The 21,995-nt window shown below is 52.0% G+C and carries 18 protein-coding genes, 1 tRNA gene and 1 pseudogene; 10 read left to right on the top strand and 10 right to left on the bottom strand.

Annotated features, from left to right (window positions below; all coding sequences use genetic code 11):
- Positions 1-362: 362 nt before the first annotated feature.
- From ACH6CV_RS04145 to ACH6CV_RS04130, 4 genes are all read right to left on the bottom strand, one after another.
- Entirely contained in the window at positions 363-629 is a 267-nt protein-coding gene (locus ACH6CV_RS04145) for a hypothetical protein (protein ID WP_456356901.1), read from the bottom strand.
- A 158-nt stretch (positions 630-787) separates the two neighbouring features.
- Positions 788-4,735 (bottom strand): AAA domain-containing protein, encoded by a 3,948-nt coding sequence (locus ACH6CV_RS04140; protein WP_456356900.1) that lies wholly within the window; start codon positions 4,733-4,735, stop codon positions 788-790.
- 607 nt (positions 4,736-5,342) lie between these two features.
- Positions 5,343-6,170: a hypothetical protein gene (locus ACH6CV_RS04135; protein WP_456356899.1), complete on the bottom strand. Its 828-nt coding sequence runs from the start codon at positions 6,168-6,170 to the stop codon at positions 5,343-5,345.
- Between the two features lie 407 nt (positions 6,171-6,577).
- Entirely contained in the window at positions 6,578-7,255 is a 678-nt protein-coding gene (locus ACH6CV_RS04130; protein ID WP_456356898.1) for a hypothetical protein, read from the bottom strand.
- A gap of 496 nt (positions 7,256-7,751) precedes the next feature.
- Between ACH6CV_RS04130 and ACH6CV_RS04125 the strand changes: the two genes are divergently transcribed.
- The 4 genes from ACH6CV_RS04125 (at position 7,752) to ACH6CV_RS04110 (ending at position 11,702) form a co-directional block, all read left to right on the top strand.
- Entirely contained in the window at positions 7,752-8,369 is a 618-nt protein-coding gene (locus tag ACH6CV_RS04125; protein ID WP_456356897.1) for a hypothetical protein, read from the top strand.
- A gap of 364 nt (positions 8,370-8,733) precedes the next feature.
- Complete coding sequence (locus ACH6CV_RS04120) at positions 8,734-9,987, top strand: DarT ssDNA thymidine ADP-ribosyltransferase family protein (RefSeq protein WP_456356896.1); 1,254 nt, start codon at positions 8,734-8,736, stop codon at positions 9,985-9,987.
- Entirely contained in the window at positions 9,980-10,678 is a 699-nt protein-coding gene (locus tag ACH6CV_RS04115; RefSeq protein ID WP_456356895.1) for a DarT1-associated NADAR antitoxin family protein, read from the top strand. The genes ACH6CV_RS04120 and ACH6CV_RS04115 overlap by 8 nt, the downstream gene beginning before the upstream one ends.
- An 82-nt stretch (positions 10,679-10,760) precedes the next feature.
- On the top strand, positions 10,761-11,702 hold the full coding sequence (locus tag ACH6CV_RS04110) for a hypothetical protein (RefSeq protein ID WP_456356894.1): 942 nt from the start codon (positions 10,761-10,763) through the stop codon (positions 11,700-11,702).
- Positions 11,703-12,024: 322 nt separating this feature from the next.
- Here the strand turns inward: ACH6CV_RS04110 and ACH6CV_RS04105 are convergent.
- Positions 12,025-12,101: transfer RNA gene (locus ACH6CV_RS04105), tRNA-Val, on the bottom strand.
- A 166-nt stretch (positions 12,102-12,267) separates the two neighbouring features.
- Between ACH6CV_RS04105 and ACH6CV_RS04100 the strand changes: the two genes are divergently transcribed.
- Positions 12,268-12,495: a helix-turn-helix domain-containing protein gene (locus ACH6CV_RS04100; protein ID WP_456356893.1), complete on the top strand. Its 228-nt coding sequence runs from the start codon at positions 12,268-12,270 to the stop codon at positions 12,493-12,495.
- A 104-nt stretch (positions 12,496-12,599) separates the two neighbouring features.
- Positions 12,600-13,016 (top strand): annotated as a pseudogene (locus ACH6CV_RS04095) (IS30 family transposase); the annotation flags it as partial.
- Here ACH6CV_RS04095 and ACH6CV_RS04090 read toward each other — a convergent pair.
- From ACH6CV_RS04090 to ACH6CV_RS04070, 5 genes are all read right to left on the bottom strand, one after another.
- Positions 12,952-13,911: an ABC transporter permease gene (locus tag ACH6CV_RS04090; protein WP_456356892.1), complete on the bottom strand. Its 960-nt coding sequence runs from the start codon at positions 13,909-13,911 to the stop codon at positions 12,952-12,954. The pseudogene ACH6CV_RS04095 and the gene ACH6CV_RS04090 overlap by 65 nt on opposite strands.
- Positions 13,911-15,035: an ABC transporter permease gene (locus ACH6CV_RS04085; protein WP_456356891.1), complete on the bottom strand. Its 1,125-nt coding sequence runs from the start codon at positions 15,033-15,035 to the stop codon at positions 13,911-13,913. Before ACH6CV_RS04085 ends, ACH6CV_RS04090 begins: the two co-directional genes overlap by 1 nt.
- On the bottom strand, positions 15,032-16,555 hold the full coding sequence (locus ACH6CV_RS04080; RefSeq protein WP_456356904.1) for an ABC transporter ATP-binding protein: 1,524 nt from the start codon (positions 16,553-16,555) through the stop codon (positions 15,032-15,034). Before ACH6CV_RS04080 ends, ACH6CV_RS04085 begins: the two co-directional genes overlap by 4 nt.
- Before the next feature lie 117 nt (positions 16,556-16,672).
- Positions 16,673-17,716 carry a BMP family lipoprotein gene (locus ACH6CV_RS04075; protein WP_456356890.1) on the bottom strand — a complete coding sequence of 348 codons (1,044 nt, stop codon included), beginning with the start codon at positions 17,714-17,716 and terminating at the stop codon, positions 16,673-16,675.
- Between the two features lie 170 nt (positions 17,717-17,886).
- On the bottom strand, positions 17,887-18,030 hold the full coding sequence (locus ACH6CV_RS04070; protein ID WP_456356889.1) for a hypothetical protein: 144 nt from the start codon (positions 18,028-18,030) through the stop codon (positions 17,887-17,889).
- A 125-nt stretch (positions 18,031-18,155) separates the two neighbouring features.
- Here ACH6CV_RS04070 and ACH6CV_RS04065 point away from each other — a divergent pair, with 125 nt between their 5' ends.
- From ACH6CV_RS04065 to ACH6CV_RS04050, 4 genes are all read left to right on the top strand, one after another.
- A complete protein-coding gene (locus ACH6CV_RS04065) occupies positions 18,156-18,950 on the top strand; it encodes a Cof-type HAD-IIB family hydrolase (RefSeq protein ID WP_456356888.1) in 795 nt (264 codons plus the stop codon).
- A 93-nt stretch (positions 18,951-19,043) separates the two neighbouring features.
- On the top strand, positions 19,044-20,009 hold the full coding sequence (locus ACH6CV_RS04060) for an ABC transporter substrate-binding protein (protein ID WP_456356887.1): 966 nt from the start codon (positions 19,044-19,046) through the stop codon (positions 20,007-20,009).
- A gap of 284 nt (positions 20,010-20,293) precedes the next feature.
- Complete coding sequence (locus tag ACH6CV_RS04055) at positions 20,294-21,199, top strand: ABC transporter permease (protein WP_456356903.1); 906 nt, start codon at positions 20,294-20,296, stop codon at positions 21,197-21,199.
- Positions 21,192-21,992, top strand: a complete 801-nt coding sequence (locus tag ACH6CV_RS04050; RefSeq protein WP_456356886.1) for an ABC transporter ATP-binding protein — start codon at positions 21,192-21,194, stop codon at positions 21,990-21,992. Before ACH6CV_RS04055 ends, ACH6CV_RS04050 begins: the two co-directional genes overlap by 8 nt.
- The last annotated feature ends 3 nt before the right edge of the window (positions 21,993-21,995 follow it).

Genomic DNA, 21,995 nt, shown 5'->3' with positions numbered 1-21,995 from the left:
CTTTAGGGCCCTGGGAAGATACCTTAATCACAAACTGCTTTGTGCGGCAGCGGTTATCATCACCACGACCGGGCTTGATTACACCAAGGCGTAAGTTTTGGCGCAATCGCTATTATGATTGAAAACGCCTATCTGCTATTGGCCCGCTTATGACGGGCAGCCGGGCGGAACAGCGATGACCTGCGACTATGTACGGGAGGTTAGCGTTCCGGTCCACCAGACCAAGCATCTGGCCAGCACCGTTTGATACAAAATGTTCCCCCAAGTCCTCGGCAGGATTATCAACAGCCGATGGCTTACTCTGACGCTTCTCGGCGTAAATGAGGAGTTGAAAAGAAAAACCCGCCGAAGCGGGTTCCAACTCACTTGTTGAGGAATTCGGCGATTTCTTCAGGCGTCTTGCCCGATGCCTTCAGTTCAGCAAAAACCTTGGCGTAAGTAAGCTTGCGCTGGCGGCGTCCGGTTCCGATCTTGGACTTTTTCGATTCAAGCTGCTCAAGCGCCTTCTGGTGAAACTGGATCTTTCTATCTACTTCCGCGATTCTCTCTTCGGCGGTTCTGAAAGTACGCTTGGCTTTCGGTGTCTGAACGGCAAGAGCGACAACTTCTGATTTCTTTTTCGCAGGCATAATGTACACCTTCCTCTCGAAAATAGAATATCACTTTACAATGTGAAAGTAAAGATATTTATTACTAATACCTTTTGTGAAAATACTTCAACGGATCACGTATATGGCTTGGACTCGTATTTATAGCGTAAAAAGATGTAGTGGGATATGACGTTATACTAAACACTCTCTACAGGTTGGTAGTTCTTTGAGAATGATCTCTCCACTTCTCTTCTCAGCTCAGGCGGAATCAGTTCCAGCATCCTGGGAAGCTTCAAATCGCAGGCGCGGATGGTTTGATAGTGATTATGCTCACATACCCATCGCGGCTGTTTCTTCATGGCAAAGTGATATTTGCCTCCGCATTGTTTGCACTTAATCAGGCCATCTATGGGGTATGGTTGATCGACTTGGCGAGAATATTTGCAGCTAACATTTGTGCAAGACCAGTATATGCCTCCGTCAAAACTCTCCCGTATTCTTAAGTCGGCGTGGCAGAGCGGGCATGTAAGCTCTTCCGGTGTCCCGTTCACAGCTGGGCTTCGGGTGGCTCCGATAATATACTCTACTTGCAACTGCTTGGCATATGCTTCTGCGATTTCGCTACAATTTCTGCGTTCCATAATTTCTGTTGTGTTTCCGGTATAACTAAGCAGATTCAAAGAACCAGACCATAGCAGAGTGTCGTCTATAAACACGATTTTCTCGTGCATGAAATATTTGTGCGATATTATTACTCCAACATTTTTTAATAAATGCTCACAGATATTATGACTCGCCATCGTTTGTTTATTCTCGGATGCTTCTTTTGTAACTACAATGATCTTAAGCCCGTTTTCTGTAATGGCCTTGTGAAAAATTGGCAAGAAGGACTGCACACGTTTTTCCGAAAGAAAAGGAGAATAAATCAGCACATATTTGCGTGCATACAAGATATCGTACTTTATAACGTTTAGTATGTTTGATTGCGTAACTAGAATGCTGGTGTCATTCTCCGGTGTAGTCATATCCGATATTTCGACATAAGGAACTAGCTTTGGGAATAGCCCGACGGCGCCTACCGGTTTTACCTTAAGTTTCTCCGTCAAATATTTCAATAATTGAAAAGTTTTCGATGCATGATTCTTGCTACATATATATTCGATATTGCCGACAAATATTAGCTTGTACATCGCGCGAGTAACTGCGACATTAAACAAACGCTCAAGTGAGTCATCCATATCATCTCCGTCTTGAAGCTTTCCGCTCATAAAAAGATTGCACCTCGAATGGGGTTGATCGACCACGAGATCAAATATTACGGTCGCGCCTTCTCTGCCCTGAAAACTATGAATTGTTCCAGCGCTTATTAAGTTGAAACGGTCTGAGTCAATACCACGTTGGTGGTATTCGGAATCAATGATCTGCTTAATGCGTTTAATATGTGGCTTATAAGGCGCCATGATTAGAACTCTTGGCACCAGGGGATCTTTCAAAACATCCTTATCCGTTAGAAGCTTTTCGACAATCTGGAAAGCCAGCTTGACACACAGCGTTGCCGATAGATGATTTAGGCGGCTCTTCGTTCCACCGACATTGACTCCGGTGGCCCATGCATTCAATTTGTTAGTTGAGATTATGCCTATTGGTTCCATAGGTTTGGAAGCACCATACCACTCGCAGTATTTTTTATAATCAGGGCTATTAACCATATCCTCTAGCGGAGACTTAAGCATATTGTAGTAGTATAGATTTGCTATATCTGCGATCATTTTATGCATACGAAATTGCTCGAATAATCTAATCACATAGTCTTGACAAAGACCACTTTCGCACTGTGCGCGAGCACCGGAGTGGTCGAATATATCGCGCCCAAGCCATTTTTTTGCCATAGGGTGTTTCGCTATAACGATAGGTGACAATTGTTTAAAATCGCCGACGATCACCAGATTGCTGCTTGCCAGGTAAGTGGTAAGCCAGAGCGCCGGTATGGGGGCCATTGAAGCCTCATCCAGAATGACAGTGTCAAATTTTCGGGAGAAAAGCACATCATCGAAGTAAGTTTTAGTTAATGTCGTGCCCACAATTGGTGCCTTTAAGAGCGCGTTCTTTTCGAGATCTGCGATCTCCTTCTCAATTTCATTAATACGTTTTCTGGAGTTAGATATTTGCTCCTCAAGGTAGGCAGCTTGCTTCTCTGGGTCGTATTTCGGCGGGACGCCATCTATATTCTCAAGACTGCGCAAGTAGGCATCTGCTTTAAAGAGGCGCTCATCTGATCCCCCTTCGTCTATTGATAAATCAAAAGCATTCAATGACCGAAACAAATCGGAGATTTGCTCTTCGAGTGCTATGCATTGCGAATCGGTTTCTGTAGAATTATCCTGACTCAGCTGCAATTGCAGTAACAATTTGTTATATTCAATAGCCAACTCATCTGGGTTGCGTTTGTAGAAAATCTTCATTTCTTGCATATTATGCAATACGGAATTACGAATTTTGGATTTATCCTCGATTTTTGCTTTGCAGCAGCTGAAATCATTTGCGAGCGAAGTGGATTCCTTGAGCAGATTATCCATCTCTTCAGAAAGCTTTTGCATGGTTTCGGGTACAAAGCATTCTTCGTTCTGTGCTATTAAGGATTTTAAGTCGGAGATTTCCAAATTTATATGATCGAGTAGGGTATGTGCCGCTTTGCTATTTTCTTCGACACTGCTAAGTTGGTTCTGGAGGGTTGTCAGCAAACTTTTAAGTGAAGCAATTTTTTTGCTTGTAAAGACTTTGGTTATAGCGGATTTGCCCTCCATTTCAGATAGCTGACTTTTGCAAGTTTCAAGCTCTTGCTTTTTGCTGATGTATTTCGATTTTTCCTCTGCGCATTGTTTTCTTTGAAAATCAGCTCGTGACACCAAAAAATCAAGTGACGGATAAGTGCTGATCAAGCTTTTAAATTGCGCTGATTTCTCTTTGTTCCTTATCTTTTTTGACACGTCCTCGAGTCTCTTTTGCACATAAGATTGCTGCCGCTCTATGTCGCCAAAACGCACATAGAGATTGTTGAGGGTTAGTTCCAAATCATCTGCATAAAATTTCGCTTGCATATATGGTGCGCATTGAGATAATGAATTCTCTAGATTGCTTTTTTGAGTGAGCATAGTGTTTATGTCAATTCTTAAGCTGTTCATCAAATCCCTTGCAGAATTTAGAGAAGAATGAGCCTTAACTATTTTGTCGCGCTTTTCGGGATAATTCAAACGCCAATGGCAGTGAGTAAGTTCATGGTCCCATTCGTTGATTGCTTGTTCTATCTTTAATTTTTCGCTAAACAAGCTCCTGCCTAACTTTTCTATATGTGATTTGATGGTTATGCCTGGATAGCCCTCTGAAAGCTCTTTGCTATGGTTTCCAAACCGCAGAACAGTATCCTCTATAGGGATATTCACACGACTAAATTGTATACAGACACGCTCAAGCGCGTTGTCGACGGCAACATTTGTATGCGATGCCAGCAAGACCGTTCTCCCGGAATTGTACAACTGATATATAACACTGCTGATCACTTTGGTTTTTCCGGTTCCGGGGGGGCCCCATATAAAGGTGAGATTATTGGTAAGGCTAGATCGCACGGCATCGATCTGCGCAGGACGTAGCGCTTCGTTGGAATCCCCATCATCCGGAATTGATAGTCCAGGATCGGGTCTTACACGGGTTACGGCCATTTCGCCAAATAGCCGTCTTCCAGTCGGATTATTGACATCTGCGTTGGCGGCGATTCTTTCTATCATTTTTTCATAAAGTATGGTTGATCCGATCTCTAGCTTAGCATTGCCGATGCCGCCGCTGATCAGCTCTTTAGTCGCAAGAATAATGTACGACCCATCATAAGAAACTATCACAGCATTGTAGAACTTCCCGCCGACTATCAAACGACATGGCGCATCATCGGGTGTATTCGTACTATAATCGATACGAAATTGATAAAGGTATGATCCATTGCTGTCATTAATCCTTTCACCACCAGACAATAAAAAGCCCAAAGAGTCGCCGTTTTTCTCAACGGCACTTCGTTCGGCATCTAGGGCTTGAATAAATTCGCCTAAGCGACCCGGCAACTTTGGCAGTTCTTTTTTTCTCGATTCCTTGTCCAAGTACCGTCACCCAATTCGAGCTCATTGCATACGATCTATTATATACCCGTAAAATGTATTTATATTATAACACTAAATATGGTAATTCACAATGCAGAAAATCGGAATGCAGTCGTCGGTGTCGAATAAAAAAGAGTACATATAAACACCGCCCCTTCCGCGGATTCCCTCCACTACCGCTCTGGCCCTGTCTGGTGTCCTTTATTATCATGGATACGGACACGATGTCAGCGGTGGCGATTTGTCTGCAAGATACTTTACTGCATATTCGCACCCGTTTCTCCCTTTGGGGCTGTTACTATATAGTTGCGCGATAGGCCACCGCAACCAGCCGTGGTCTATCGTATCCCGTGCCTAAGCTGTTAGAATGAGAGCGCATTGGGCTGGCTCGTGGAGCAAGGGCTTGCTTTCCACGCATAAATCCGTAAGCTGTGACTCAGCCGCAAGGCACATCACATTTTACGGAGGAACGGATTATGCAAATGACAAGCTCACGGCGAAACTGAGGGACGCGGTTCCGGTATGCTTTCTGGTGGAGGGCAAGGAGATCAAGCGGTACAAGAACATCGAAATCCCGGATGAACTCAAGATTGAACCATCGCTTCCATCAAAAGTTAAAGAAATAGCGAAAAACAACCGGTACAAGAACCGCTATGACAGTAATGGCTGCTGCCATGATTGAAAGTATGAAGCCGTTGCGCTGGATTTTTACAAGCTGAAGGTAATAACGATTCTTATAAAAATTGTGCACTTGCAAAAGATACAGTTGTTGAATGTTTGAAGATATCTGTGACTTGACGTCCTCGTGTAGATAATTATCCGCAAATAGCTTGAAACCGTCTATATAGCTCCTAATTGAAGAACTATCCGGCTTGTTTACGTTAATTTGCCCAATGTGACTATTTCCGTAATAGAACCATTTCCATTGATTCGAATGAGGCTTTAGCTGTCCGTCATTAAATAAATAGCCGGAATCATTTTGTATGTAGAATTTACAAATCAGAGTCAATTGCACTAACAGTTGTACACAGAAAAATACTATTGGAATAACTAAGTAGTCAGTCCAATTTGCGATAGTACATAAAATTGTCGCCGCGGCGACGATTATCCCAACAAAAGTTAAAGAATCGGCGTAAATCTTGTTCCTGCGCTCCTCTACAGCGTTGGTGAGCTCGTTGTAGTACTTTATCATGCTGACAATATCTTCGTTTTTATCACTAAGGGTTTTGTCGTCAAGGTTTCGAAGTTCCTCTAACTTGGCTTCTATTTCGTCCTGCTGTTCGCTGTGGGTATGGTGAAATGCGTCACTTCCACACATCGCAGTAATACTCCTCTCAACTCTCGTTAAAGTAGATGCAATTATGCTCATTGTCATAGTTGCCAGAAAAACTAACGCCGTAATATGAATCGGGAGCATTAACTGTGCCTGGGGCATTCCACCTGCTATTCAAAAAATTTATCATTGTGTTATTTTTGAGACGACTTTTAGAATTTACATATTTTGTCATGCTTTTTGTCGGGTGCCAGTATTCGAGCAAGTTTGAAAAGTGGACTAGACCTTTTGCATTCTTTAGAAGAGTTGAAAAATTGCCGCGGTTCCAACTGCAACGCATATTAAATTTGTCAATCCCACAGCAACAATCAACATCGCTAAGATGATATAGTCCATAATCAGCCAAAGCTACGGATACCCCTCTGTCATTTGCATATTTTTTTATTGGGATAAGCTTGCCGTACCGATATTCTGTCGGAAGAAGCCATTCTCTACCAATTAAAACCGCCCCGTGATTTCTGTAGAAAGTCGCCATATCCATATTTAGACATTCCGAAAGAAGCTGAACATTAAGAGATGCCTTCTCGACAGGGAGTTTCAAGTATTCGAGGATAACATGCTTGCAGCCGGCACCATCGATCGCATCGATAAGTGATGGCAATTGCTCGTCCAGCCGAGGGATTATTGGTTGTATTCTGCAAACGACATTTTTTTCCTATATCCGTTAAGCTCTTAATGGCGGATAGCCGTTCATAAGTTGATTCGGCATGCGGCTCAATCAAGAGGCGCGTACTATCATCGAATATTGGCAAAGAAATTTGAATTATCATGTTGCCCTTTTGCATAACATAATTTCGTTTTAGTAATTCATGAGGTTTCTTTGTGCTAATGATTATTGGATAATCTTCAGGACCACAAAAAAATGGGAATAATCGGTCAAATACATCTGCGGTAAGTTCGTCGCTAAAGGGATCGCTCATGCCACCAAAGTGGATGGGGAAACGATTGCGTACCATTTCTCCAACAATGTCGAGCTTGCTATCGTTGCAAGAAATTGCATGACTAAACTTGCGTACAAAGCTTGATTCGTCAATTATTTGATCTTTGTTAGTTCTCCGTCCGCCTCTGCTCATTGCATAACAATACACACAGTTCAGGTCGCATTTCGGCTTAATGTCTAATCTGAAAGGTACTCCGCAAAAGAAAAATTGGCTAGTTGGCGAAATTGCGTACTCATAATTTTTCATCACAGCAGTACCTTATCTTTAGTATTCTAAATTCTTCACAGTGGTATATTATAATTGCGATTGATGCTGTATATTGGGCGTGATACTATTATTATATCTCAAACTATAGCGAGTAGTCAATTGAAAATCTGAATTCTTGTACAAAATGTTGGAATTTTTGTTGCCTAAGCTGTTTGCGTTTAGCAGGCAACCGACATAGTATGCATCATTCGAGAACCAGTTCCCTGAATTCAGTTCCCCCGGCTTCAGCAGTACTGTGGATGTAACCCAGTCGAATCTCCATCTCTCTAGCCACGTAGTGGGGCAGTGCCCCCATGGAGGTATTGCCGGGCAGTGCAGGTAGGGGTGTGGTGGGGAGTGCATATCAGATGCCCATTTTTACTGCCTGATCGCCATCTCGGTTTTGTTTGTATTGGAGCTTGCTTTCCACCGGTGAATGCGTAAGTTGTGAGCCACAGGCGAGAAGCCTGTACAGCAACGAACGGAGGAACGATTCATGGAGATGGGCAAGCTCACGGCGAAACTGAGGGACGCGGTTCCGGTATGCCTGTTGGTGGAGGGCAAGGAGATCAAGCGGTTCAAAAACATCGAAATCCCGGATGAGCTCAAGAAGCTGGAGTATCAGGACTTCAAGTTCGACGTACCCGCGCACGGCGCCATCACCTTAAAGATTATGTTCGAGCCGGGCGTGTTGCCTGAGGAATTCCCGCAGACAAGGGCGCGGAGGACGCGGAAACCCTTGGGCCAAGAAGCGCAGCCGCGGGTAACTGCTGTGGATGACAAGGCGGCCGAGACCGAGGAAGCGGCGCCGCAGGAAGCGTATCCCGCCGAATCACTTCCCGCTGAAACGGTGGAAGCCCTGGCACAGGCGCTTGAAGATGCGCAAGCCGCAGGCGAGCCAGTGGATGCACTGGCCGAGGTGGTAGCAAACGGCGAGACGATCAAGACTGAGATCATTGGGGACGAAGCCACGGGCCGGGTGCTAGTTATCACAATGGAGTCGGAGAGCAACGAGGCCACACCGCAGCCAGAGAACAATGTGCTGGCCAAGAAACCTTCGGGAAAGGGCAGGGGCAAGAAGGGCACGGCTGTTACGGACAGCGCCAACCAATAAGTTCAACAACAGAATCCCGGCTCAGCGCCGGGATTTGTACGTCGTGGAAAGATGTTGCATTCTGGGCATTGCCAAGTGAAGCAAATGCAGAATTAATGTCTTTGCTTTATCAACTTAGACGTCATAGACTAACGCGTTGACAGGGATAACAAATCAGTGTATAATAAATGAAAATTTGAATTGTGCAGTTATTGAGCTGGCCGATTTGCGTGAGCATTTTATCATAAACGGGGATCACTGGTTTAATCCTGGAGAAGTCCTCCATTAGCCATATCTTGCTGATATGCGCAAGTTACTGTCGCTGCTTCCTTGATATCGATGCCTATAAACCATAATTTACGACAGAAGCGGGAGCGATTTCGAAATGGATTTGATTCCGAAAATCGGAGCAGCAATATTAATTGCTTATATCGTCATTTCGATTCTATATGGTATATTCTCCAACATACTTGAGAAGGTTTCATACAAATATAGAACAAGAACTGTGCGTCCGCCGAAATATTACAGAGCTAAGACTATTATCAAAGAGGATGACGCTTACATTCTTAAATTTACGGATAAAACCACTTGGACACGAAAGGTGGCACCATCCGATTTATTCTATCCGGGGCAATTGCTGTACGACAAAGAAAAGAGAAAATATAAGGTAAGTGAAGCGTTCACTGATGATCAAATTAACATCACTGCTATTGAAACTTACACCACAAGCAGAGAAAAAATACATTGCTATCTTGTTGGAGAAATATACTTCTTTAATGAAAACGACTGTAGTAACAGAAATATTACGAATGAAAATAGATATGCCTTTTTGCAAGAACTACGAATAAGAGAGCGGAATAAACAAGAATATGAGAAAATAATCAACAAAACGCATAAGGCATATACTGTTGAGCCGCATTATAAACAATCGAAACTACCAGAACCGCAGAAAACAGACCAGCTTTGCGAAAAAGCATTAAAGCAGCCATACTTACCAACCGTGTATGCTCTACCTAAAAAAATTTCATGCACATCGCCCACTGCTGATTATATTTTTCTGAGAGAAAGAGGAGCAAAATGGCTGCTCCACTTTACGAATGCAAAAAACCTGGGTAGTATTTTGAAGAACGGTATATTATCCAGGGCAAAAGCACATAGTATGAATATAGAGGTTGAATATAATGATGCGAACGAGATGCTAAGTAATTATATATCCGTGAGCATAGAGTGGATAAATTATAAAATGCTATACTACCTTAGAAATAGACATCCGGAAGAAGTTTTCGTAATAATCGCTTTCTCTACCGAATATCTCAATGAGTGCGCATATGAACTCTATCGAACTAATGCGGCTTCTGGCCGCGGAACCTCGCGCGTCTCTTCTGCTGAAGGACTTTATTATGACGCGGAGAATCGTCTATGTCTAGGGAGCGCGAAATATCCCACTGACCCTCAGGCTGAGGTACGCATCAAAGATATTATCCCAGCGGAATGTATAAAATGTGTCTACTTCAGGTCTGAAGATGATTTAGTAATCGCTAAACTTCCGGACGAGTATAGCGGCATAGTAAAAGTTTGTGAAAAGCCCTTTGGACCCAGAAAAGATTATTCATTTTGGAGGCAGAATAACAATGACTAAAAGAATGTATTTTACGGCTCAGAATAGAAGGCCATACGTATCTGAGAAATATGCTGAGTTTAAGTTCGAACCAGGTTTCGCATTGTCTCAAAAGAGGAAATGCATCAAAAATATGCATAAAGCTATATCAGATACAGAAAAAGTCGGTCTAATCCTTGAAGTGTCAACAAAGTCAGAATCTTCACTAGGAGCACTTTTGAGCGCATTTTCTTTGGAATACTATGACTCTGTTTCAAATAATTATTACAGGCTAGAAAATGTATTTCAAGCATCGAAAAAATTCCGTGCAGGAGGGCCATACCGAGAACTCCTTTCGATTATGCCTCACCAAGCTAAGCAAAGTACTTTATTAGATGGTTCCGGTGAGCTTGTATCTTTTGTTGGTTTGGACGGGGAAGAATGGCCAATATCTGCAAAGACAGCATACTATGATTGGATATATATCTCTACAGTTATCGAGACGTTGAGGAATAGATCGGCTCTTAAAGATGAGCTAATGAGCTATAAGCATTTCACCGATATTGCCTTTAACGATAAAGTATCACTTAACTGCCAAGCCCGCTCTCTTGCCATGTATGTTGGGATGGTACAAAGTAATGCAGTTGATCGTTATATGAGGGATAAGCAGTCTTTTCTGTCATTATATAGCGATGAAGACCCAAAAGACTATGAGCAAACTTCTCTTTTTTGATTGGTTTTTATGATGTACCACCTATATAACAACCGAAATCGGTAGAGCAGCCCCTACAATATGTGGTTGGGAAGGTGTAGATATGGATACAAAGCTGCTTCGTGAAAATTTCAAAATTTACTTATCGAAACGCTACCCTCAAGATAACAATGTGAGCGCAACCGTATCCATGGCCTATTTCCTTGATCGATACGGCAATGAATTTGGCCTATCATTCGAGCAGATATTGTCGGACGGCGTCATACCCGACGTTTACGAATACAAGCTTGAGGAGTCCTTTGTAAAAAGGGGAAGAAAAAACCCGCGAAGCGATGCTTCAACGTACGCACATTCATTGCGGCTTCTGCTGGAGTTTGTCAAAGGGCAGCCTAATGAACCGGCAGTAAAAGGACAGAAAGCCACAGTAAAGAGCAGTTCAAATACCCAGAATTCAAAAGACATCGCTTCACCGACGGCGATCGCGGTAGAATCCTACCTTGACAGGTGGAATACGCTTCCGGGCTATAAAGAGCAGGAAGACGCGCTGGACCTTCTGTTTCTAGAAACATATCCAGACAATACGGATCTGAGCAAAGTGCTAATCAAGTGCTCCGTGCTTAACGATTTTTACAAGACGAATATATACGGTGTTATGCCTGTAGCTAAACGGATAATTAGTCTGGATACAGACTGGCGGTTAAAGAGCGGCGACCCTAAGATGGTGAATGATATAGCATCCGGACATGGGATCAAATCAAGGACAGGCAAGGAACTTCAACTTCTTTCTTTTGCTACGAAATACTGCAGCCGGCACAATTCTGCGGATTATCCGATATATGACTACTATGTAGAGAGGCTTTTAGCATATTTCCGCGATAAGGACAGATTCAGTAGTTTCTCTGGCGAAGACTTGCGGGACTATCAGGTTTTCAAGCAGGCGATTCTCACTTTCAGGGAAGCATACTCATTGCAAAAGTATACAGTCAAACAGATTGATCAGTATCTCTGGCAGGCGGGGAAAGAAGCTTTTCCAATCAAATATTGACATTAGCCACATATTTGGAGAATCTCTTATGTGATCTACGCAGTTTGGGTTGCCCGGCAACCACATCGCCGGATTTCTGTCTCTCGGGGTGGGTGCATCATTACACCATTACACGGCAGCCTTTGGAGATCGTGTATTTTTTGAGTTCTCTGTGGCGCCTTTTTCTGCCTCCCGCCCACGCCAAAATTCCGTCTGTGAGCCCGTCCGTGTATTCCTGCAAAATGGGCGGCGGATGGCCGGGATTTAAAGGTGAATTTGCAGGCGTACAAATAAGCCCGCCGCAACCGGCGAGCTTATTTGCACCAACTAATGTCGGTATTGATGGTGGGGTTAAATGGGCTCGAACCATCGACCTTTACGATGTCAACGTAACGCTCTAACCAACTGAGCTATAACCCCACGCAACGCTGCTAATTATACTTCCTGGGGCTGGCAAAGTCAAGCTTTTTCTTTGTAAAATGGGGAAAAGCGGCCCTCGGCCAGTTGGGCGGGGCGCGGGCATAATACACCGTCAAGTGCAAAAGTGGGAGATAAAGAATAGACCGCACAGCCCGGATGGAGTAAGATGGAATTGAACAAAACATCAGCTGCGAGGTGGATTATGCGGCCCTATACACATTTTAGATCGGATGAACGCGCTTGTCTAGCGTCGTACCTTCGGGAAGGGAAGAACATGGCGGAGATCGCCGTGCTGCTTGAACGGAGTATCTCGACGATAAGCCCCGGGATCAAGCGGCGGAACAAACAGGTCAAGCCGGACGGCACGTGCTACCACCCGTCGTGGCCGGGATAGGTGTAGGCCCCCTCCTGAGGAGATCGCGCTTACGTGGAAGCAGGCACAATCGGGCGGGAAACTGAGCACGAGTACCATCTGTCGCGCCGTATTCAAAGAATGCGAAATTCATGGCGCAGGCTGTCATCAGGGGACTAAAGACAAGCGGGATACCGGTCAGTACGACCACGTTCGACAATGGCTCGAAGTTTGCGCGGCACAAGAGCATTGAGCGAGAGCTGAATGCGACGGTCTGCTTCGCGGATGCCCATGCATCGTGGCAACGGGGAACGGATGAATGTTCCAATGACCGACTCCGGTTCCTCCTCCCAGAGGGTACGGACTGGAAGAACATAACGGACGAGACCGTCGCCGATGTCGTTCCCTCCATCAACGAACGGCCTCGCAAATGCCTGAGCGCGCGTTCCTGCTTCTCTCGTTCACTTTTGCACTTCACTTGGCAATCTGCCGCGGCGGTTATCGGGTACCCTTGTCGTACGGTACGCCGGAGGCCTTGGGCGCGCGGGATTGCTTGCTGCTGAAAGCCAGCACGATCAGTGTGGCGATGTAGGGGATCATCTTGTATACATCGCTGGGAATCGGCAGATCTTGAAGCACCGGGAGGCCGCTGTAGGAGGCCGACACGGTCTTCATCAGGCCGAAGAACAGCGCGGCCAGAAAGATTCTGAGCGGCTTCCACTGGCCAAAGATCAGCACGGCCAGCGCCAGAAAGCCGTAGCCGGCCACGGTGGCGTTGAAGTTCACGCTGGTCGGCACCACGAACACCAGCCCGCCGAGCCCCGCCAGCGCGCCTGAAATCAGTACGCCCGTGTAGCGGATCCTGGACACGTTCACGCCCACGCTGTCCGCCGCCGCCGGATGCTCGCCGCAGGCGCGCAGCCTAAGTCCAAACCGGGTCTTGTACAGCGCGAACGCCGCTCCGATCAGGATTGCGAGGCCGATGTAGGTGGTGATGTAGGTGTTCTGGAACAGCAGCGGGCCGAGGATGGGGATGTCGCCCAGCACCGGGATGCTGCGGATGCGGAAGGTATTGGCGAACATGATCTGCTGCACGCCGTTTTCCTGAACCGTTCGGGCCAGGTAGATGGCGAACGCGGGCGCGAACATGTTCAGGGCGGTGCCGCTGATGGTCTGGTCGGACCTGAGCGTGACGGCCGCGTAGGCGTGCAACAACGAGAACAGCGCGCCCGCGCCCGCCGCGATCAGCACCGCCAGCAGCAGCTGGCCCTGACCCGACATAAAGTCCTGTGTCTTGTTCAGAAAAAAGATAGAGCAGAACGCGCCCATGACCATGACGCCCTCGAGCGCGATGTTCACCACGCCGCTGCGCTCGCTGAACATGCCGCCCAACGCGACGATCATAAGCGGAATGGAGAAGAACATCATCTGCTGGAACAGAAAGAACAGGGTATCCATCAGCGCACCCCCTCCATTTTCTCGGCGGCGGATGCCGGCACACGCTTGGCGCGGGCCAGGAGTCCCCGCACGGCCAGCGAGAACGCGCTGAAGTAGATGACCAGCGCGATGATGATGTCGATGACTTCCTGCATGTACTTGAGCGACTGCAGTTGGCTGCCGCCTACGGTGATGTGGGCGACGAACAGCCCGGCGAATATGATGCCGATCGGATTCGACAGCCCAAGCAGCGCCACGGGGATACCGTTGAAGCCCTGTGAGGGCATGATCTCGTCGACATGGATGTGCATGCCGCTGGCCGGGGCCAGGTACATCAGCGCGCCCGCCGTGCCCGCCAGCGCGCCGGCGATGACCATGCTGAGCACGATGGATCGGTTCTCATCGATGCCCGCGTAACGGCTGGCATTGCGGTTCAGGCCGCATGCCTTGAGCTCGTAGCCGAAGGTGGTGCGGTTGAGGATGATGTACATCACGATCGCCAATCCGATGGCGATATACAGGCCCGCGTTGACCGAACTGACGTCCACATAGTTGCCCTTCATGTTATAGAACAGCCTGTCCAGCCCGCCCTTGGGAATCACCGCCGTATCCAGCACATTCACGGTCTGGTTGCGCAAAGAGTCGAACAGCGGCGTGAGCTTAATCAGATAGCGCGTGCCGTACAGCCCGATGTAGTTCATCATAATCGACGAGATGACCTCGTTCACGTTCAGATACGCCTTGAACAGCCCGGGCACCAGGCCCCACAGCCCGCCCGCCACCATGCCGCACAAAAGCGCGAACGCCCAATGCAGTCCGGCGGGCATTGGCCACAGCGCGCCGACGTATGTCGCCACAAACCCGCCGACCACCAACTGTCCCGGCGCGCCGATGTTGAACAGCCCCGTCTTGAACGCGAAGCCCACGCTCAGGCCGGTCATGATGATCGGCGTGGCGTAGTACAGCACCTGCCCCAGGCCCTTGACGCCGGTATTCCAGCCGCCCTTGAGGATGATGAGCAGGCCCTGGAACGCCGAGGACGGATTTGAGAACAGCAGGATCAAAAACCCCGCCGCCAGGCCGGCCACGATGGCCAGCAGCGACGCGGAGACGCTGGTGGAGAGCAACCGCCTGAGCCGCTTCATACCGCTTCACCCACCCTTTTCCCGCCGCGCTTGTGCCCGGCCATATACAATCCCAGATCCTGCACGGTCGCTTCCTTGGGATCCATCTCGGCCACGATCTCGCCCTCGAACATCACCAAGATGCGATCCGATATATTCATCACTTCATCCAGCTCCAGTGAGATCAGCAGCACCCCCCTGCCCGCGTCCCGGGCCGCGACGATGCGCTTGTGGATGGACTCGATCGCGCCCACGTCCAACCCGCGCGCGGGCTGCACCGCGATCAGGAGGTCCGGTTCCAGGCTCAGCTCGCGGGCGACGATGGCCTTCTGCTGGTTGCCGCCGGACATGCTGCGGGCGCGCGTGTCGCCACCCTGACCGGATCTGATGTCGAACGAATCGATCAGCGTGTCCGTGTAGCGCTTCATCTCGTCGAACTTGATGAAGTGGCATTTCTGGAACCGGGGCTTATGGCTGGACTTCAGGATCATGTTCTCGGCCAGCGAATAGTCCAGCACCAGCCCGTATTTGTGCCGGTCCTCTGGGATGTGCGAGAGGCCCATGTCGTTGCGCCGGCGGATGCTGACGTGGGTGATGTCCTCGCCGTTCAGCGTGATTTGCCCGGCGTCGGGCTTGGTGAGGCCGGTCAGCGCATAAACCAGCTCCGATTGGCCGTTGCCGTCGATGCCCGCCACGCACACGATCTCACCCCTGCACACCGTCAGCGACACATTATTGACCAGGCGTTTGCCCGTTTCGCGGCTGATTACGCTGAGGTCCTTCACGTCGAGCACCGGCTCGCCGGGCGTGGCCGGGCCCTTACCCACCACGAAGTCCACCTTGCGTCCGACCATCATCTCGGAGAGCTGCTCGGCCGTGGTGTCCCCGACGTCCACCGTGCCGATATGCCGCCCCTTGCGCAGCACCGTGCATCGGTCCGCGACGGCCTTGATCTCGTTCAGCTTGTGGGTGATGAACAGGATGGACTTGCCTTCAGACCGCAGGCCCTGCATGATCTTCATCAGCTCGTCGATCTCCTGCGGCGTCAGCACGGCCGTGGGCTCGTCGAAGATCAGCACCTCATTGTTGCGATACAGCATCTTCAAAATCTCGACGCGCTGCTGCATGCTCACGGTGACGTCCTCGATTTTCTTGTCAGGGTCGACCATCAACCCATACCGGGTCGAGAGCTCCATCACGCGCGCCTTGGCGTCGTCCATCCTCAGCACGCCGTGCTTGACCGTCTCCACGCCCAGGATGATGTTCTCAAGCACCGTGAAGTTCTCCACCAGCTTGAAGTGCTGATGCACCATGCCGATGCCGAGCGCGTTGGCATCGTTGGGGTTGTCGATTCTGACTGGGCGGCCGTCCTTCTTGATCTGACCGCCGTCCGGCTGATACAGTCCGAACAGGATGCTCATCAGCGTGGATTTCCCGGCGCCGTTCTCGCCCAGCAAGGCATGGATTTCGCCCTTGCGCAGTTGCAGCGTTACGTCGTCGTTGGCACGGATGCCGGGGAAGTCCTTGGTGATGTTCAGCATCTCGATGATGAAGGAGGGGGGCAAGGCGGATCACATCCTTTGGTTCAAAACATTGTTGTTCCCAATACAACGCGGGCAGGCAGGCCGTTGCCTGCCTGCCCGCATGGAGCAAATCGGTTACTGGATGACGGTCACCTTCGCCACGTCGACCTTGATCTGATCGGCGGCGGCAACGTCGGTGTCCTTCTGGATGGCGATCTCGTTCGCGGCGAGCTTCGCGAACAGCGCGTCGTACTGCGCCTGGTCGAACTTCTCAAACTTGCTGGTGGCCATGGGCAGGTTCACGCCGCCCTTGTCCGCGCCCAGCACCAGGCTCTGGCCGCCGGGGAACGTGCCGTCATAATAGGCGGCCAGCATCCGCTGCACGGACGTTTGCAGGCCCTTCGTCGCGGAGGTGATGACGGTCGCGGATTCGGCGCTCTGGTCGACGTCCACGCCGATGACCTTGCCGCCCTTGTCCTCTGCGGCCGCCATGACGCTGTTGCCCACCGCGCCTCCGCAGGCGAAGATGACTTGAACGCCGTCGTTGAACCAACTGGCGGCCATGGCCTGCGCCTCGGGCGTGGCGGCAAAGCCGCCGGTGTAGTGATAGTTGATGCTCAGGTCGGTGACGCCCAGCTCCTTGGCCGCGGCGTCCGCGCCCTGCACGAAGCCGTAGCCGAACCGGACGACCGCCGGAACCGCCATGCCGCCCATGAACCCGAGCTTGGTCATGCCCTCCACGACCGCCGCGTAGCCGGCCAGGTAGCCGGACTGCTCCTCGGCGTACACGAAACCGACGGTGTTCTCCTTTGCGCCGCCGACCGGATTGCCGTCGACCAGCACGAAATTCACGTCCGGATACATCTCCTGGGCGATGCCAATCGGCTCCTCGAACAGGTAGCCCGGGGTCACGATGATCTTGCAGCCATCGTTCACGGCCTGCTCGATCTTCTCGAGGTACAGCTCGGTGGACTGGCCGGTGGGCTGATAATAGTTGTAGGTCTTGCCATTGGCTTCGCAATAGGCCTTGATGCCCTCCCAAGTGCCCTGATTGAAGGATTTGTCGTCGATGGTGCCGAGATCGGTAATCATGCCGACTTCGTAGCCGTCCGCCGACGCCGCCGCGCCGAGCGCCAGAACCAGCACAAGCGCGAGAACCAATGAGAGCAGTTTCTTCATGGGGTATACCTCCTCTAATTGTGCGGGCTTCACATACCCTACAGCGCTAGTATAACAGATTTTCGGGGGGAATGGAAGGGGAAACGGATAGCGTTTTTGGCAATCTTATACGATAGGTTCACGCGCTTGAGGGAAACCATAATGAGCGGGACCGGCTCCTTCAATGGGATTCACATCGCTGCGTTCACGGCAATCCCCCGCGCGCGAGCCACATAGAGCACGGTCTTCCCCGCGCCGTAGCGGCGGCCCATGTCCCAGATGGAGCCGATCATATCCTCGCGGATACCGCCGACATCACCGCTCGTCGGGGCCATCCTCCTTGGGGACGATCAATTGGCCTCCATGATATCATCCGCCGCGCGCCGATTCAACCACAAACGTGCTTGACAGCGCCTCGCCGCTCCCCTAGGATTGAGAAAGCACAACATAGGAGGAAGCCATGATTAAGGCGGTCTTTTTTGACGTGGACGGCACGCTGATGTCGCACGCGCAGGGATGCGTGCCGGACGGCGCGCGCCGGGCGGTGGCGCGGTTGCGCGCGCGGGGCATTAAGGCGTTCGTCGCCACCGGGCGGTTCAAGGGCGAGCTCGAGGAGCTTCACTTTCTCGACGGAATGGGGTTCGACGGCTACGTCGGCAGCAACGGGCAATATTGCTGGGACTTGGGCGGGGTGTTCTTCGCGCGCCCGCTCGACGACGGCGACGTTCAAACCGTCCTCAAGCTGAGCACATCCATTCCGTTCGCCTGCGGCGCGGTCTGCGAAAGCGGGCTGTTCATCAACCGCGTCGACGACGACGTGCTTCGCGCGCAGGCCGGCATCTCGACCGCGATACCGCCCGTGCGCGACCTCGCGGAGCTTGCGGCGCGCGAGCCCTTCTACCAGATGATCGCGTTCAAGCCCGCGCCGTTTGATCGGGAACTCGTCCGCGCGCTGTCAAACACCGATACCGCCCGCTGGCATGCCCGCGCGTTCGACCTGCTGCCGCGCGGCGGCGGCAAGCACAAGGGCGCGCGCGTGTTGCTTGAGCGGCACGGCATCCGACCGGACGAGGCGCTGGCAATCGGCGACGGCGAAAACGATCTCAGCCTGTTCCGCTTCGCGGGCGCGTCGGTCGCGATGGGCAATGCGGCGGATGCGGTCAAGGCGTCGGCCACGTATGTCACCTCCTCGGTCGACGAGGACGGCATCGAGCGGGCGCTCAGGCATTTCGGGCTGATCGACGCGACAATATAATCTATGCTGCGTTGACAAATCAAGCAAATATTCTATATAATGTAGCGAACCGGCGCAGGCCGGCAAAACGCAATATGGAAGGACGGTAGCAACATGAAGAAGATGATTTCCCTGTGCCTCGCAATCCTGATGCTCGCGACGGCGGGCGCCGCGCTGGCGGAAGGCCCGCGCAAGATCGGCATCCTGCAACTGGTCGACCACCCGGCGCTGAACGCGGCGCAGAACGGCTTCGTCAAGGCGCTCCACGACAAGGGCTATGTCGACGGCCAGTCGATCGCGATCACCTATCAGAACGGGCAGGGCGACACCAACAACCTGGCCACGATCGCCGACAAGTTCGTGGGCGACGAAATGGACCTGGTGCTGGCGATCGCCACGCCGTCGGCGCAAGCCATGGCCGGCAAGACGGCGGACATCCCGATCATCGCCACCGCCGTCACCGACTTCGAGGTGGCGGGGCTGGTTCACTCGAACGCGAAGCCCGGCACCAATGTGTCGGGCACCAGCGACATGAACCCGATCACCGAGCAGATCGACCTGATGCTGAGGTTCGTGCCCGAGGTCAAGACCGTGGCCTTCCTCTATAACTCGAGCGAGGACAACTCGGTCTTGCAAGTAAATGTCGCCAAGGCGGCGCTCGACGCGAAGGGCATCGGCTACATCGAGCAGACCGTGACCAACAGCAACGAGGTGCAGCAGGCGGTGTTGGCCGTCGCCTCCGAGTGCGACGCCATCTACCTGCCCACCGATAATGTGTTCGCCTCGGCCATGCCGGTCGTGCATGCGGTCTCGGTGGACGCCAAGCTGCCGGTCATCTGCGGCGAGGAGAACATGGTATTGGGCGGCGCGCTGGCCACGCTGGGCATCAATTATGAAAGTCTCGGGTACCAGGCGGGCGAGATGGCGGCGCGCGTGCTGGACGGCGCGGACATCAGCCAAATGCCGGTCGAAACCTCGAACCAGTTCAGCTACGCAGTCAACGGCGAGGTCGCCGAGGCGATCGGCATCGAGGTGCCCGAAGACCTCCGGCAGTACGTCGTCTACCCCGGCCGGCAATGAAGCAATTCCCTCGCATCCGGCTGCGGCCGTATGCGAGGGAGTCGTGGCGCGCCCGACCGCGCCCAGTGGGCGGGGAAGGGAGGGCGCCGGCCAATGAGCACGCGAGCCGCCGCGCCAACGGCGTGGGGCGACCATTGTGAATTGAGTGAGGGCAAGCGCGCCCCTTGGAGGAATCCATTTGCACCCGCAAAGCCCGTACAAATGATTGAACACGGAGGGTCCCGGCCCTCCAAACCTCCCGAGGGGCGCAAGCGATTGCCCTGGTAATATAAGGAGATTGTATGGTGAACATTCTGCTGGGGGCGGTGTCTCTGGGCCTATTGTGGGCGGTGATGACGCTCGGCGTGTACATCACCTACCGCGTGCTCGACATCGCCGACCTGACCGTGGAAGGTTCGGTGGCGCTGGGCGCCGCCGTCGCGGCGCGGCTGATAACGGCCGGCACGCCGGCTTGGCCGGCGTCGCTGGCCGCGCTGGCCGCCGGCATGACAGCCGGGCTGGTCACCGGCCTCCTGCACACCCGGCTCAAGATCCCGGCGCTGCTGTCGGGCATCCTGACCATGATCGCGCTGTACTCGATCAACCTGCGCGTGATGGGCAAGGCCAACATACCGCTGCTGCGCATCGAAACGGTGTACACCCGGTTCCAGAACATGGGGCTTACGAAGTCGCTGCCGACGCTGGTGGTCGGCGTCATGGTGGTAACGCTGGTATCCTTCGCGCTGTATTGGTTCTTCGGCACGGAACTGGGCAGCGCCATCCGCGCAACCGGCAACAACCGCGCGATGTCAAAGGCCCAGGGCATCGACACCGATCACATGATAATCCTGGGGCTGGTGCTCTCCAACGGCCTGGTGGGCTTCGCGGGCGCGTTGATCGCGCAGAGTCAGTCGTTTGCCGACGTGCAAATGGGCACCGGCTCCGTGGTGATCGGGCTGGCCTCGCTAATCATCGGCGAGGTGCTGTTCGGCACCCGCTCGTTTAAAAACCGGCTGGTGTCGGTGTCGCTGGGCGCGGTGCTGTACCGCGTAATCATCGCGCTGGTGCTCAAGGCCGGCATGGACCCCAACGACATGAAGCTGTTCACCGCGGCCACCGTGGCGATCTGCCTGGCGCTGCCGATGTTCCGCTCCTACTGGAACACCCTCAAAAAGTCGCTGACCTCTGAGAGGGAGGGTGCGCATGCTTGACATTCAAGGCGTAAAAAAGACATTCAACCTGGGTACGGTCAACGAAAAGCAGGCGCTCTCGGGCGTCGGCCTGACCCTGAACGCCGGCGACTTCGCGGCGCTGATCGGCGGCAACGGCGCGGGCAAGTCCACGCTGCTGAACGCCGTGGCCGGGGTGTTCCCGATCGACGGGGGCCGCATTTTGATCGACGGCCGCGACGTGACGGCGCTTAGCGAACACAAGCGCGCGCGCTTCTTGGGCCGTGTATTCCAGGACCCGATGCTGGGTACGGCGGCGAACATGGGCATCGAGGAGAATCTGGCGCTGGCCTACCGGCGCGGCAAGCACCGCACGCTGCGCTGGGGCATCACAAACCGCGAACGGGCGTTGTTTCGCGAGCTGCTCGCGGAATTGAACCTGGGCCTCGAAGACCGGCTGACCACCAAGGTGGGCCTGCTGTCGGGCGGACAGCGCCAGGCGCTGACGCTGCTCATGGCCACGCTGACGCCCGAGAAGCCGTGCCTCTTGCTGCTCGACGAGCATACCGCCGCGCTCGACCCGCAGACCTCCGCCACGGTGCTTCATCTGACCGAGAAGCTGATCGCCGAGCACCGCCTGACCACGCTCATGGTCACCCACAACATGCGCGAGGCGATCCAACTGGGCAACCGCCTAATCATGATGGATGGCGGCCGTATCATCCTGGACGTATCCGGCGAACAAAAGCGCGAATTGACCGTAGACAAACTGATGGCCGCCTTCGCCGCTTTAAGCGGCAGCGAACTGGCGAGTGATCGGATGTTGTTATCTTAAATC

The sequence above is a fragment of the Anaerozeibacter quisquiliarum genome (assembly GCF_051162045.1).
Classification (GTDB): Bacteria; Bacillota; Clostridia; order Christensenellales; family Aristaeellaceae; genus Anaerozeibacter; species Anaerozeibacter quisquiliarum.
Note: the sequence above shows the minus strand (reverse complement) of the source record. Positions and strands in the feature narration are given on the sequence as shown.

Bases quoted from the DNA above. Each gene is read 5' to 3' on its own strand.
- ACH6CV_RS04145 (WP_456356901.1), bottom strand. From the start codon at position 629: ATGCCTGCGAAAAAGAAATCAGAAGTTGTCGCTCTTGCCGTTCAGACA.
- ACH6CV_RS04135 (WP_456356899.1), bottom strand. From the start codon at position 6,170: ATGCCCCAGGCACAGTTAATGCTCCCGATTCATATTACGGCGTTAGTT.
- ACH6CV_RS04130 (WP_456356898.1), bottom strand. From the start codon at position 7,255: ATGAAAAATTATGAGTACGCAATTTCGCCAACTAGCCAATTTTTCTTT.
- ACH6CV_RS04125 (WP_456356897.1), top strand. From the start codon at position 7,752: ATGGAGATGGGCAAGCTCACGGCGAAACTGAGGGACGCGGTTCCGGTA.
- ACH6CV_RS04120 (WP_456356896.1), top strand. From the start codon at position 8,734: ATGGATTTGATTCCGAAAATCGGAGCAGCAATATTAATTGCTTATATC.
- ACH6CV_RS04115 (WP_456356895.1), top strand. From the start codon at position 9,980: ATGACTAAAAGAATGTATTTTACGGCTCAGAATAGAAGGCCATACGTA.
- ACH6CV_RS04110 (WP_456356894.1), top strand. From the start codon at position 10,761: ATGGATACAAAGCTGCTTCGTGAAAATTTCAAAATTTACTTATCGAAA.
- ACH6CV_RS04100 (WP_456356893.1), top strand. From the start codon at position 12,268: ATGGAATTGAACAAAACATCAGCTGCGAGGTGGATTATGCGGCCCTAT.
- ACH6CV_RS04090 (WP_456356892.1), bottom strand. From the start codon at position 13,911: ATGGATACCCTGTTCTTTCTGTTCCAGCAGATGATGTTCTTCTCCATT.
- ACH6CV_RS04085 (WP_456356891.1), bottom strand. From the start codon at position 15,035: ATGAAGCGGCTCAGGCGGTTGCTCTCCACCAGCGTCTCCGCGTCGCTG.
- ACH6CV_RS04080 (WP_456356904.1), bottom strand. From the start codon at position 16,555: ATGCTGAACATCACCAAGGACTTCCCCGGCATCCGTGCCAACGACGAC.
- ACH6CV_RS04075 (WP_456356890.1), bottom strand. From the start codon at position 17,716: ATGAAGAAACTGCTCTCATTGGTTCTCGCGCTTGTGCTGGTTCTGGCG.
- ACH6CV_RS04070 (WP_456356889.1), bottom strand. From the start codon at position 18,030: ATGGCCCCGACGAGCGGTGATGTCGGCGGTATCCGCGAGGATATGATC.
- ACH6CV_RS04065 (WP_456356888.1), top strand. From the start codon at position 18,156: ATGATTAAGGCGGTCTTTTTTGACGTGGACGGCACGCTGATGTCGCAC.
- ACH6CV_RS04060 (WP_456356887.1), top strand. From the start codon at position 19,044: ATGAAGAAGATGATTTCCCTGTGCCTCGCAATCCTGATGCTCGCGACG.
- ACH6CV_RS04050 (WP_456356886.1), top strand. From the start codon at position 21,192: ATGCTTGACATTCAAGGCGTAAAAAAGACATTCAACCTGGGTACGGTC.